Below are 12,218 nucleotides of genomic sequence, written 5' to 3' on the forward strand. Positions count from 1 at the left end.
AGACTGGGATGGCGGGGTGTGGAGCTGAACCGGCGTTTCGAGCACCTCGTCGAAGGTGTAGGTGGCAGCCACGAAACCGGCCACCCAGGAGTTAGGGGCCAATAGAGTCCTGGAGTCGTCGGGATGCTGAACCATGACATCGGCGAATGCTCCGCGCACACTGCGGGACCAGCAGCCCAGGACAAGGCGGGTTCCACCGGAGGTTCCCGCCCCGGCGATATGACCGTGAAATCGCAGCCGCCTGTGAGGTGCCATGAGGCTCAAACATGAGGCTCAAGCGTAACGGTCCGTCACACCGAGGTGGGGACATCCACCCAGGCCTCAGGCGCCGGTGCTGCGCCGTCGCGGAGGATCGTTCCTTCGATCAGACCATAGGGGCGGTCGGCGGCGTAGAAGACCTCGTTGGGGTTCTCCAGGCCAAACGGTGAGAGATCATAGGCGAAGTGGTGCTTATTGGGCATGGCGAACTTCACCTCTGCAATCTCCGGACGGGCTGCGACAGCAGCCTTCCCCATCTCGAACAGCGTCTGCTGCAGCGCCAGCGAGTGTACGGAGGCGAAGGTGGACAGCAGAATCTCAGAGACTTCGGAGTAGAGCCCGTTGTAGTCGATCCCGGCCTCCACCGCCTCGGGCAGAAACCTCCAGCGGCCGGTGACCGAGGTTGCCATGATCCGGTCGTCCGTTTCCACCAGAGTGGTGTATTTGTCACGGGGGAAGCCGGCGAACTCACTTCCAGTGGATTTCAGCACCACCAGGTCTTTGACCCCTCCGGTGACATGGGTAGCACCCTCGGCCACCTGGACGGTGGCAAGACGGGTGCCATATCCGCCTCGCACAAAAGAGTGATCATGTTCCTGGCCATCGACTGAGATGCGTTCCCAGGCGTACTCTTCGGCTTGCCAGAGTCCGCCCTGGATCCAGTCGAACTCGCCGACGAAATGCTCAGAGAGTTTCAGCAGGAACTCCTCCGCGGAGGCGATTCCGTGCTCCTTGGCAAAGGCGAAGATGGTGTTCTTCTGGGTGTCTGTGGCGACAACCAGTTCATTGTTCCCGGTCAGATACGAGTCCAGCAGATCCTCGCCTCGCAGCTGCGAAGTGACGTTGAGATCGATGATCTGGTGACGTGGGGTATCGCGATAGATCCGCACCACACGGTTTTCAGCTTTGCCGTACTTATTGGCACCGAGACTGACTGACACCATGGAGAACTCCCTCTGTTGGTTGAATAGGCGAACCGGCTCACCACATCTGTCAGGGCCACAACGCCTGTGTTCTGGCTGACGGCAGTGTTCGGCATGGCAGAGAACAGAGACCTGATGGTGGTGCCAACACCGCCAGCCAGATAGCCGATGCCGGTGTGCTGAGGTGATGGCGTCATCATCATTGGTCCCGGTGCTCTAGAACGAAAGGAGCAGGTAAGAAGGTCACCTGCTCTCGTTGTCTGAGCCTAGAGACGCAGTGTTATGCGCGTGTTTCTGCCCTGTTGCGCGTTCGCGAACCATTTTCAGGGCGGGGAGCCATAGGTGATGGGCACCACATCATCATGAGGCCTTCATGACTGTTCCAAGTAGGAACTCTCGATCCGCTCGCCCACCTCGTGGTCGATGTTCTTCCAGTACTGGAAGACGCGGGAAAGAACCGGCTCCTCTACGCTGCCGATGAGCATCCCCACCACGGTCTCCACGAGGCGGTCGCGCTGGTCCTCGGTGTAGACGCTGCGCACCAGCTGATGGGCCTGGCCGAAGTCGTCGTCCTCGGGGTGGAGGGTGTAGGCAGAGCGGATGAGCTCACCGTCGGCTTCCCAGCCGTTGTCCACCGGTCCCTGGGCGTCTTGGTAGGACCGGCCGTAGGAATTGGGCGCATACACCGCAGCATCACCGCTGTGGTGGTACTGCATCGCCCCTTCTTTGTCGTAGCTGTTGGTGGGAACGTGCGGGGCGTTCACCGGAAGCTGGTTGAAGTTCGTGCCGATCCTGTTGCGGTGGGCGTCCGGGTAGGAGAAGACGCGGGAGAGCAGCATCTTGTCCGGAGACACGCCTGTGCCGGGGACAGTGTTGCTGGGGCTGAACGCGGCCTGTTCGATCTGTGCGAAGTGGTTGGTGGGATTCTCGTTGAGGGTGAAACGGCCTACCCTGTGCAGGGGGTAGTCCTGGTGCGACCACGTTTTGGTCAGATCGAACGGGTTGAAGCGGTAGGTCTTCGCGTCCTGGTAGGGCATGATCTGCACCGAGAGGGTCCAACTGGGGTGGTCGCCGCGTTTGATGGCATCGAACAAGTCACGGCGGTGCACGTCCGCATCCTCGCCAGCCAGTTTGGCCGCCTCCTCGTTGGTCATGTTGTCCTCACCCTGGTCGGTGTGGAAGTGGTACTGAACCCAGAACTTCTCTCCGGTCTCATTGACCCACATGTAGGTGTGCGAGGAGTAGCCGTTCATATTCCGCCAGGTCCGGGGCAGTCCACGGTCCCCCATGAGATAGGCGACCTGGTGGGCCGACTCGGGGGAGAGGGTCCAGAAGTCCCACTGCATGTTGTTCGACCTCAGCCCGGAATCGGGCAGCCGCTTCTGTGAGTGGATGAAATCCGGGAACTTCATGGGGTCGCGCACGAAGAACACCGGGGTGTTGTTGCCCACCATGTCGAAGTTGCCGTCCTGGGTGTAGAACTTCAGCGCGAAACCGCGAACGTCCCGCCATGAGTCCGGGGATCCCAGTTCTCCAGCGACCGTTGAGAACCGGGCAAGCATGCGTGTCTTTCTTCCCGGCTGGAGGAAGTCGGCCTTGGTGTAGGCGCTGACGTCATCGAGCACCTCGAACTCGCCGAAGGCTCCGGAGCCCTTGGCGTGCGGACTCCTCTCCGGAACCCTTTCGCGGTCGAACCGGGCAAGCTTCTCCACCAGTGCCACGTCGTGCAAAAGCAGCGGTCCGTTGGCACCCACGCTGAGCGAGTGCGCGTCAGATTCACGGGCTGCTCCGGACTCAGTGGACGACGGTCGGGTCGGATCGAAAGCGGTCATGGTCTTGCCCTCCTAGGGCGCGCGTTTGGCTGACCGTCAGCGGTGCGTCCTGTTGATCAGGGCCGATGGGTCACGTTGGGGCGTATTCCCACCATGCGACGTCTTGTGAACCATGTCAACTAGGAGTACGACAAATGCAACGTCGTCAGTTCCCGCCTACGGGTCTGAGCTCGGATTGTGCAATGAAGTGGGCCGAGAGGGACTCGAACCCCCGACACCTGCGGTGTAAACGCAGTGCTCTAACCAGCTGAGCTATCGGCCCGCATACCGCGAACGGCACAAGAGGTAATACTAGCAAAAGCGCCGAGTCGGTACCCGTGGCGGGCCCGGCTCGGCGCGATCCAAAGGCGCGGAGGTCAGCGATTGACTCCTGCGCGGAAGCCCAGGGTTGACTGGGTAGCGGAGATGTTCATCACCGTGTTGTCGTCAGTGCGATCAGCCGCATTGAGAACAGCCAGAATCCGATTGCTGTTCCTGGACGTTCTAAAAATTCTCTCCTTGAGTGTGCGCATTGCATCACATCCTTCTGTGTAGCTCGGCACAGGCACTGTGCCACCGCGGTATACGGTCCAGGAGAAGAACCTCATGGCCGCGTGAAACATTCCCGTAACATGTGGTTTACACAGCAGATGTGGGGAACATCTCTCTAATGCGTGGAGCTGCGAACTTCCGCGAGCGCCGCCTGCTCAGCGGCATACAGCGCTGCACCGACGATTCCGGCGTTATTGGTCAGCTGAGCCGGTACTACTGCTGCACGCAGCCCAGTGACGAACGGCAGAAAATCTTCACTGCGTTTAGATATTCCACCCCCGATGATGAACTTTTTGACCGGCTGAATCCTTTCCAGATGCAGCAGAAAACGGCGCAGCGTATCCCCGTATTCATCCCAGGGAATCTCCAATCGCTCCCGGGCGGCAGCCGAGACCTTCTGCTCAGCCGGCTTCACACCCTCGAACTCCAAATGTCCCAGCTCTGAATTCGGCACCAGGACCCCGTCGTGGACGATCGCAGTCCCGACCCCCGTTCCGAGAGTCACCGTCATGAACGTGCCGGGCTTATTTGCCCCAGCGCCGTAGCGGGCCTCGGCCAGACCTGCGGCATCGGCGTCATTGAGCGTGGAGGTGCGACCCGGCAGATCCCTCAGCAGCTCGGTGGTGTCGCACTCCAGCCAGGACTCATCGATATTCGACGCCGAGAGCACCACGTTGTCGATCACAATCCCCGGCAGCGTCACCCCCACGGCAAGCGATTTCGCCGAAGGGGCTTTCTCGCGGGACAGCAGCTCGTCGAGAATCGTCGCAATGACCCCGGCCACGGCCTGGGGCGTCGCCGGCTGAGGTGTGGGGATCCGCAGCCGTTTTCCGGTCAGGGTTCCTTTGCGCAGATTGACGATCCCGCCTTTGGTCCCCGTGCCGCCCACATCAATGCCGATGGCTCGTTTGGGCAGTTCGGGAAGCAGGGTGCTGGCAGGGCCCAATGCATTCACCGCAGGTGCTGGCTGATCGGATGTGGTCATGGCTCTCCAATGGTCAGTCGAGAGGGTCCGGCGCCACGTTGCACCGCTGTGATTCGGTCAACAGACTATCGCGCTGCACGGGGCGTTTCTTCACCGGCTGCTGTGTCCTGTGCCGGGATGCTGACGGTGAAGGCGGTGCCCCGGCCCAAAGCGCTGTCCACGCTGACCGAGCCCCCATGGGCGTCAATGATCCCTTTGGTGATGGAAAGCCCTAACCCCAACCCGGGAATTCTTGACTCGTGAACCTGGGAGGTGCGGAAGAACTTGTTGAAGATCTGTTCTTGGTCGACCTCTGTCATTCCTCGTCCAGTATCCTCAATCCGCACGCATAGTGAGTCGGCCTGAGCCCAGGCCAGTGCGGTGACCTTGTCGCCTGGGCCGGAGTATTTGATCGCATTGGAGATCAGGTTGTCCAGCACCTGGTGCATTCGGTCGGGGTCAAACACGCCGGGAAGGACCGCTGGTGTCTGATCGATCAGGGCGATCTCTGCGGCGTCAGCCTGAGGGCGGGCTGAGGCGATGCTGGAGCGGATGACCCCGGCAAGGTCCCCTTGACGCGCCGCGATACGGGGACCCGAAGCGGTGTCCAGCAGGTCAGAGACCAAGTGGAGCAGCCGAGTGGCATTCCGCTCCGCCACCTGCAGGTTCGTCCTCAGGGAGGCGCTGCCACTCGAGGAGTCCACCTCATCCAGCGCTAAGTCGATGTATCCCAGGATCGAGGTCAAAGGGGTGCGCAGCTCATGGGTCACGCCATGGAGGAAGTCGTCTTTGGCCTCAAGGGCCGCCACATGTTCAGTCACATCGTTGAAGACGATGACTGAGCCCGCCGAATGACCGGAGGGTTCTTGTATGTTGGTGGCCGAGACCGAGAGCGCTCGTCCCTGCTGCTCATCACCCAGCCAGATCAGCTGATGAGTGAAGGTGGCCCCGTCGACAGCGCGGCGGACGGGCCGGTCGGCAGCCGGCACAGGAGTCTTCTTATCACGGTAGAACACCAGCAACTGATCTTCTCGAGGGTCGGGCACATCATCGGGGATTCCCAACAGGTGCTGAGCACGCTGATGGCTGTTCATCATGACGTCATTGCCCTCTGTGTCCACGACCACCACGCCCACCGGCACAGTCTCGATGACGATGTCGAGCAGCTGCGCGTGCCTCTGGCTCTCGGCGGCTGCGGTGCGGAGTTCTTTGTCCTTCGCCTCAAGCTCGAGCTGCCGGGCGTCAATGCTGCGGCTGACATTCGTGGCGAAGATCCCGACCACCCACAGAATGACGGGAATCAGCAAAGGAGAGGCCAGGGCTTGGACAGACAGCGGCTGGTCCTCAAGGAACACTGGTATCCACACGATAGCCAAGCTGGCGGTAAAGGTCACCGTATGGACCACCAGCGGTCTCTTGGCGAACCACGCCAACCAGATCACAGGGAAGACAGCGATCAGGCTCAACCCCACCAGGGAGTCGCCTCCGCCGGCTCTCAGCGCTGCGATGGCGGCGAACTGCAGCCCCGGTATGCCCCAATACAGAAGAGAGGAGAACCTGTGCCACGGCAGAACGGCTGTGGGGAGGGGGCTGAGAAGGGTCAGACACACTCCGGTGAGGAAGAGGGCATCTGTGAAGACCTGTGGAGAGATCAGGAGCGCGACTAGGCAGACGAAGCCCACGGTGAAGAGAAACGGCCGCTGGTTGGAGAGTGCGCGCTGACCTGCTTCGAGGTCGTGCAGCTGTCTGCCGGCTCCCACCAGGGTCGGAAACAGTCCACGCAGACCACTTTTCATGGGCCCTCCTCTGATCGGATAATTCTGTACGATGAATACATCATGGTATAAAGCAGTCCGTCGATTGAGGGGTAGACGAAGTGCACAGCAGCGACCACGCGCAGACTGACGTGCGAGTGGCTGTCGTGATCGAGGACGATCCGGATATCCGTGACCTGATCATCACCGTTTTCCAACAGTCAGGATTCACCGTCCACGCGGCGGTGGACGGCGTCAGCGGTGTGGAGCAGGTGCGTCAGCATACGCCCACAGTGGTGACCCTGGACCTTGGGCTTCCCGATATTGACGGCTTCGAGGTGACCCGGCGAATCCGTCTGGACAGCGATTGCTACATCATCATGCTCTCCGCACGTACTGACGAGGCTGAGGCGCTGATGGGTCTGGGTGCAGGAGCAGACGACTTCATCACCAAGCCGTTCCGCCCCCGTGAGCTGAGGGCGCGGATCGCAGCGATGCTCCGGCGGCCGCGCGGTCCGGCCCACGTCCCGAACGCAGAGGAGGTGCGGCACGAGCCTGAGGCCACAGCTGAGACCACTGACTCTGCAGCCGACGGCGCTCTTCCCCCGCCAAGTGCTGCGAGGCTGGAGCACAACGGACTCACCGTCGACCCCCAGACGCGCCTGGTGTGGCTGAATCGGCGTCAGGTGGAGCTCACCCGCACGGAGTTCGACCTGCTGCTGACCTTGATGCGCAGCGGCCGCCGTGTGCGGACCAAGACGGACTTGGTGCGGCATCTTCGCGCCGATCATCTCGACGCCCAGACCTATGTGAGCGATGCCGATGAGCGGGCTGTGGAGGTGCACATCGGCAACCTGCGCAAGAAGCTGGGGCAGAGCGGACAGGTCCCGGCCTGGATCGAGACTGTGCGCGGCGTCGGTTACCGCATGAGCGTTGTTCATGCGGTGAGCCCGTGATGCCGGCGCACCGCTTTGCGGATCATCAGCAGGGTCATCACCATAGTGGTGATGTAGAGCACCGGCCAGCCCAGGGAGAGAATCGCTGACTGGACCGCGGCGGTCTGCTGAAACCAGGCATACATCGCCCCGCCAATCACCAGTGCCGCGGCCAGCAACGGTGTGAGAAAGGCGGCCCCTCTGCCGCGCTCAGCCTTCGCTTGGGCGGCCCAGTTATCCGTTTGTGCTTTGCTGAAGAACTTGGTCCAAGCGCGGAGAAAATGCCCCATCCTCATCCAGAGGTAGATCTCCGCGGGGAAGAACAGCAGGGCGAACCAGATGTCGCGTGCCCTGCGTCCCTTGATCGAACATGCGATCCGGAGGTTCAGCAGCATCGCGACCGCCGGCGGGATCAGCCACCAGGGGCTGAAGACGAAGGCGTTGATGCTCAAGGAGGCGGCAAGCAGAAGCAGGAACCCCAGCCGGACGGTGATGTTGAACAGCATCGAGACGTTCTCCATCCATCGCAGCCGCAGATTAGGGTGGAAAGGCTGTCCCGCGGTGGTCGAACGCTGCCCGGGCCACATCAGGTCGATGGCACCTGCATTCCATTTCACCTGCTGCCCGTCAAGGGCACGAACAGTGTGCATCCCGCCGACATAGGCTCGGGCGGTGGCGCTGATCTTGGTGGCAGCCCCGATGCTCCTCAGCTGCAGGGACAGCAGAGAGTCTTCGACTTCACTGTCGCTGACCCACGGAGTGGACTGCCTGTTGGCAGTCATCACATCTTTGAGCGCCTGCATCGAAAACAGCGAGCACTGTCCCCCCAACACTGCCATATTCCTGCCTCGCAGCAGGTTGTCCATGCTGAAGGCAGCGAACTGAGCACGCTGACCCGTGGTCAGGAAGGATGAGACCAGGCCCTTGCTGGACTTCGGATCGACGGTATAGATCGCGGAGATGCCCCCGATCCGGGACTCGGCCTCTGCCTCTTGCTCCAACAGCCGGAGAGCATCTGGTTCCAGGACGGTGTCGCCGTCGACGCCGAGCAGGTAGTCGAAGTCCTCGGAGACCTTGGCGAAGCCGTAGTTCAACGCTCCGACCTTCTTGTCGATGTTCTTGCCGATGTCGTGGACGAACACATAGGTGGTGAAGGTGTCGTCGTGATAAGTGCGAATATGCTCTCCGGCATAGCTGCGGGCAATATAGAAGGTCTCATCAGTCGAGTTGTTGATCACCACGTGAATCACCTCCGGCGGCCTGGTCTGGGCCAGCAGCGCATCCAGAACCTCAGCGATAGTGTCCTCTTCGTTGTAGGCAGGGATCACACAGGCGATCGAGCTGCGGCGTGTGGGTTCTGGGGTGGGGCTGTGGGACGTCACTGAGACGAATCCGTTGTCCATCGTGGTGGTGATGGTGGTCTCCATGGCTGTTCCTCCGATCGTGCCTCCCGCTGTGGAAGCTCTGGAAACCATCTTGCAGCCCTAGACTCAAGGCCGAGCACCGTTCAGGCGCAGGATTTCGGAAATAGATCCGCAGCCTCACGCAAGAGTTCCGCACTGTGGGCGCACACGCCTCGAGAGGCTAGCCGGCGGAGGGCAGGGTGAGGATCTCGGAGCCGTCCTGGGTGACCACAATGGTGTGCTCGAACTGGGCAGTACGCTTCCGGTCCCGGGTCACTGCGGTCCACCCGTCCTCCCACATATCCCAGTGCCTGGTGCCCAGGGTGAGCATGGGCTCTATGGTGAAGACCATTCCAGGTTCCATGGGCTGGGAGTATTCCGGGGCGGCGTCGTAATGCGGAATCACCAGGCCGGTGTGAAAGGCTGGCCCCACCCCGTGCCCGATGAACTCCTGCACCACGCCGTATTTGAACCGTCTGGCATAGGACTCGATGGCCCGCCCGATGACGTTGATGGGCCGTCCGGGCTTGACCGCCCGGATGCCTCGCATCATGGCCTCTTTGGTCCGTTCCACCAGCAGCTGGGACTCCTGATCGACGTCACCGACCAGGAACGTGACGTTGTGGTCACCATGGGCACCATCGAGAAATGCCGTGATGTCCAGATTCACAATGTCGCCGCTGTTGAGCACGGTGGAGTCCGGGATGCCATGGCAGATCACCTCGTTGACCGAGGTGCAGATGGACTTCGGGAACCCTCTGTAAAGCAGGCAGGAGGGATAGGCGCCGTGACGCACCAGGTAGTCGTGGGCGAAGGCATCGAGCTCATCGGTGGTCACTCCCGGACGGATCAGCTCCCCGGTGGCGACCATGGCGTCGGCGGCGAGTTGCCCGGCGCGGCGGATCCTGGCCACCGTGGTGGCGTCGAAGGCATCCGGGCCGGTGTACTTGGGCGGTTCGGCCAGCCCCACATAATTGGGTCTCTCGATATGGTCGGGAACGGCGCGCTCAGGGGAGAGCGCCCCGGGGGTCAGCGTGCCGACAGGTGCCTGAGACAGTACAGAAGCCATAGTGGCCATGCTATCGGCCGCGGCTGCGGTGGGCGTAGTCTGGGGCCATGGCTGAGTACTGGTACAACGTCACCACTGGCAAGGTCGAGCAAGGGGCCCATTCTTCCTGGAGGCACCTGCTGGGGCCCTATGAGACCTACGATGAGGCTTCGCGGGCGCTGGAGAAGGTTCAGCAGCGCAATGAGGAGTGGGAGCAGGACGACGAGTAAGCCACGCGAGTGCCGAGCGGGGCCTCACCGCCGGCGGGACCAGCTCAGCTCAGAACGTGTGCTCCTGCCCGGGGAAAGTCCCTGCGACCACGTCAGCTCGGTAGCTCTGGACTGCCTGGGTGATCACCCCGCGTAAATCCGCGTACTGCTTCACGAAGCGCGGGAGCCGGCCGTCATTGAGCCCCAGCATGTCCTGCCAGACCAATACCTGGCCGGTGGCGGCGGTGCCGGCCCCGATGCCGATAGTGGGGATGCTCACCGCAGAGTCGAGCTCGGCCATCAGCTCAGCAGGAATCATCTCCGCCAGCAGGCAGAACGCTCCGGCCTCTTCCAGGGCCAGGGCATCGTCGATGACCTTGTGGGCCTGATCCCCGCGGCCTTGGACCCGGAACCCGCCGAGCTGATGCTCCGACTGGGGGGTGAAGCCGGTGTGGGCCATCACCGGGATCCCTGCCTCCACCACCGCCTTCACCTGTGGTGCGGTACCGGCATGGGCCTCCATCTTGACCGCGTGCACACCGGCCTCCTTCATGAAGCGCACCGCAGTATGCACCGCCTGCTCAGGTGTTGCCTGGTAGCTGCCGAAGGGGAGATCGGCGACCACCAGGGCCCGGTCGGCACCGTTGGCCACAGATCTGGCGTAGACCAGCAGCTCGTTCACGGTGATGCTCAGGGTGGAGGAGCTGCCCTGCATCACATTGGCTGCTGAGTCTCCTACCAGGAGCACCTCGATGCCGGCCTCGTCGAAAACACGGGCCATCATCGCGTCATAGGCGGTCAGCATGGCAAACCGCTGTCCTTCGTCCTTGAATCGCTGCAGATGATGAGTACGGACCCGCCGGGGGCTCAGCCGGGCGGCCTCGCCGGTGGGCGCGCGGTAGGGGGCGGTGTGTTCTTCGTTGGACATGTGGTCCAGACTACTCCGGCCACCGTGCTGTAGTTGGGTAGAGTAGTGACGGCTTGTTCAGTACCTATTCTCAGGAGGCGGAAAGCAGCATGGATCGGCAGCAGGAATTCGTACTGCGCACCATTGAGGAGCGCGATGTCCGCTTTGTCCGCCTGTGGTTCTCCGATGTGGTCGGAGCGCTGAAATCGGTGGCGCTGGCTCCAGCCGAGGTGGAGGGCGCCTTCGCCGAGGGCCTCGGGTTCGACGGTTCCTCCATCGAAGGGCTCTCCCGGGTCTTCGAATCCGACATGCTGCTCCAACCGGACCCCTCAAGCTTCCAGATCCTGCCGTGGCGCGGTGAGGAGGAGCCGACCGCCCGGATGTTCTGCGACATCCTCACTCCGGACCAGGAGGCCGCCGTCGCCGATCCCAGGCATGTGCTGCGCCGTCAGCTCGACGCCGCTGGGGAGATGGGCTTCACCTGTTACACCCACCCGGAGATCGAGTTCTACCTGCTGGACTCTGAGGAACCCGACGAAACCGGCACACCAGTTCCTGCCGACTGGGCCGGATACTTCGACCACATCACCGGCGCGGTAGCTCAGGATCTTCGCCGCCATACGGTGAACATGCTGGAGGCCGTGGGGATTTCAGTGGAATTCAGCCACAACGAGGTCGGCCCCGGACAGAACGAAATCGATCTGCGTTACGCCGACGCCCTGACCACCGCCGACAATATCCAGACCTTCCGCACCATCGTCAAAGAGGTGGCGCAGTCCCACGACAAATACGCCACCTTCATGCCCAAGCCGTTCAGTCAGCACCCAGGCTCGGCGATGCACACCCACTTCAGCCTCTTCGAAGGTGACACCAACGCGTTCTATGCGCCCAACGCCGAGTTCAACCTCTCCACCACGGCCAGGCAGTTCATTGCCGGTGTGCTCACCCATGCTCCGGAATTCACCGCGGTCACCAACCAGTTCGTGAACTCCTATAAGCGGCTCTGGGGCGGGGGAGAGGCGCCCAGCCACATCTCTTGGGGACACAACAACCGCTCCGCGCTGATACGGGTGCCGCTCTACAAGCCCACCAAGGGAGGCTCAGCCCGCGTGGAGTTCCGCGGGATCGACTCTGCGGCCAACCCCTATCTGGCCTATGCGGTGGTCATCGGTGCCGGCCTCAAAGGCATCAAGGAAAGCTACGAGCTGGCTGAGCATGTCACTGAGGACGTATGGTCGCTGACCACTGCTGAACGCAAGGTGCTGGGGCTGCGGCCGTTGCCCGGCACACTGCATGAGGCTATTCGCCAGATGGAGGACTCAGAGCTGGTCGCCAGTGTGCTCGGTGAACAGGTCTTCGAGAATTTCCTGCGCAACAAGCGCCAGGAGTGGGACGAGTACCGGGTCAATGTCTCACCTTTTGAGATCAAGAAATACCTTGGTTTGATCTGAGCC

10 protein-coding genes, 1 tRNA gene and 1 pseudogene are annotated in these 12,218 nt (G+C 61.9%); 3 read left to right on the top strand and 9 right to left on the bottom strand.

All coding sequences use genetic code 11. The features are described 5' to 3' along the window. Window positions 1-290: 290 nt before the first annotated feature. The 6 genes and pseudogenes from pucL to DVO78_RS10800 form a co-directional block, all read right to left on the bottom strand. Window positions 291-1,202 (bottom strand): factor-independent urate hydroxylase, encoded by a 912-nt coding sequence (pucL, locus tag DVO78_RS10775; protein WP_120004897.1) that lies wholly within the window; start codon window positions 1,200-1,202, stop codon window positions 291-293. Window positions 1,203-1,243: 41 nt separating this feature from the next. Next, a pseudogene (locus DVO78_RS18400) lies at window positions 1,244-1,384 on the bottom strand (hypothetical protein); the annotation flags it as partial. 168 nt (window positions 1,385-1,552) lie between these two features. Next, window positions 1,553-3,013, bottom strand: coding sequence for a catalase (locus DVO78_RS10785; RefSeq protein WP_120004898.1), 1,461 nt, complete (start codon window positions 3,011-3,013; stop codon window positions 1,553-1,555). 188 nt (window positions 3,014-3,201) lie between these two features. Continuing rightward, window positions 3,202-3,275: transfer RNA gene (locus tag DVO78_RS10790), tRNA-Val, on the bottom strand. Between the two features lie 384 nt (window positions 3,276-3,659). Continuing rightward, window positions 3,660-4,529, bottom strand: a complete 870-nt coding sequence (ppgK, locus tag DVO78_RS10795) for a polyphosphate--glucose phosphotransferase (protein WP_120004899.1) — start codon at window positions 4,527-4,529, stop codon at window positions 3,660-3,662. Between the two features lie 65 nt (window positions 4,530-4,594). After that, window positions 4,595-6,304, bottom strand: a complete 1,710-nt coding sequence (locus DVO78_RS10800) for a sensor histidine kinase (protein WP_120004900.1) — start codon at window positions 6,302-6,304, stop codon at window positions 4,595-4,597. Window positions 6,305-6,420: 116 nt separating this feature from the next. Between DVO78_RS10800 and DVO78_RS10805 the strand changes: the two genes are divergently transcribed. Next, window positions 6,421-7,218, top strand: coding sequence for a response regulator transcription factor (locus DVO78_RS10805; protein WP_120004941.1), 798 nt, complete (start codon window positions 6,421-6,423; stop codon window positions 7,216-7,218). Here DVO78_RS10805 and DVO78_RS10810 read toward each other — a convergent pair. Together DVO78_RS10810 and map are read right to left on the bottom strand one after the other, a co-directional pair. Next, a complete protein-coding gene (locus DVO78_RS10810; RefSeq protein WP_202912160.1) occupies window positions 7,200-8,624 on the bottom strand; it encodes a glycosyltransferase family 2 protein in 1,425 nt (474 codons plus the stop codon). The genes DVO78_RS10805 and DVO78_RS10810 overlap by 19 nt on opposite strands. A 157-nt stretch (window positions 8,625-8,781) precedes the next feature. Then, entirely contained in the window at window positions 8,782-9,669 is an 888-nt protein-coding gene (map, locus tag DVO78_RS10815; RefSeq protein ID WP_120004902.1) for a type I methionyl aminopeptidase, read from the bottom strand. A 47-nt stretch (window positions 9,670-9,716) separates the two neighbouring features. Here map and DVO78_RS10820 point away from each other — a divergent pair, with 47 nt between their 5' ends. Continuing rightward, a complete protein-coding gene (locus DVO78_RS10820) occupies window positions 9,717-9,878 on the top strand; it encodes an SPOR domain-containing protein (protein WP_120004903.1) in 162 nt (53 codons plus the stop codon). Between the two features lie 49 nt (window positions 9,879-9,927). On the opposite strand, the gene panB is transcribed toward DVO78_RS10820, so the two are convergent. Next, entirely contained in the window at window positions 9,928-10,785 is an 858-nt protein-coding gene (panB, locus tag DVO78_RS10825) for a 3-methyl-2-oxobutanoate hydroxymethyltransferase (protein WP_120004904.1), read from the bottom strand. Between the two features lie 89 nt (window positions 10,786-10,874). On the opposite strand from panB, the gene glnA reads away from it, so the two are divergent. After that, window positions 10,875-12,215, top strand: a complete 1,341-nt coding sequence (glnA, locus tag DVO78_RS10830) for a type I glutamate--ammonia ligase (RefSeq protein ID WP_120004905.1) — start codon at window positions 10,875-10,877, stop codon at window positions 12,213-12,215. Window positions 12,216-12,218: the final 3 nt, after the last annotated feature.

Origin of the sequence: Nesterenkonia muleiensis, from assembly GCF_003600155.1 — a bacterium.
Taxonomy (GTDB): Bacteria; Actinomycetota; Actinomycetes; order Actinomycetales; family Micrococcaceae; genus Nesterenkonia; species Nesterenkonia muleiensis.

Excerpts from the sequence above, each read along its gene's own strand:
- pucL (WP_120004897.1), bottom strand. The coding sequence starts at position 1,202 with ATGGTGTCAGTCAGTCTCGGTGCCAATAAGTACGGCAAAGCTGAAAAC.
- DVO78_RS10785 (WP_120004898.1), bottom strand. The coding sequence starts at position 3,013 with ATGACCGCTTTCGATCCGACCCGACCGTCGTCCACTGAGTCCGGAGCA.
- ppgK (WP_120004899.1), bottom strand. The coding sequence starts at position 4,529 with ATGACCACATCCGATCAGCCAGCACCTGCGGTGAATGCATTGGGCCCT.
- DVO78_RS10800 (WP_120004900.1), bottom strand. The coding sequence starts at position 6,304 with ATGAAAAGTGGTCTGCGTGGACTGTTTCCGACCCTGGTGGGAGCCGGC.
- DVO78_RS10810 (WP_202912160.1), bottom strand. The coding sequence starts at position 8,624 with ATGGAGACCACCATCACCACCACGATGGACAACGGATTCGTCTCAGTG.
- map (WP_120004902.1), bottom strand. The coding sequence starts at position 9,669 with ATGGCTTCTGTACTGTCTCAGGCACCTGTCGGCACGCTGACCCCCGGG.
- DVO78_RS10820 (WP_120004903.1), top strand. The coding sequence starts at position 9,717 with ATGGCTGAGTACTGGTACAACGTCACCACTGGCAAGGTCGAGCAAGGG.
- panB (WP_120004904.1), bottom strand. The coding sequence starts at position 10,785 with ATGTCCAACGAAGAACACACCGCCCCCTACCGCGCGCCCACCGGCGAG.
- glnA (WP_120004905.1), top strand. The coding sequence starts at position 10,875 with ATGGATCGGCAGCAGGAATTCGTACTGCGCACCATTGAGGAGCGCGAT.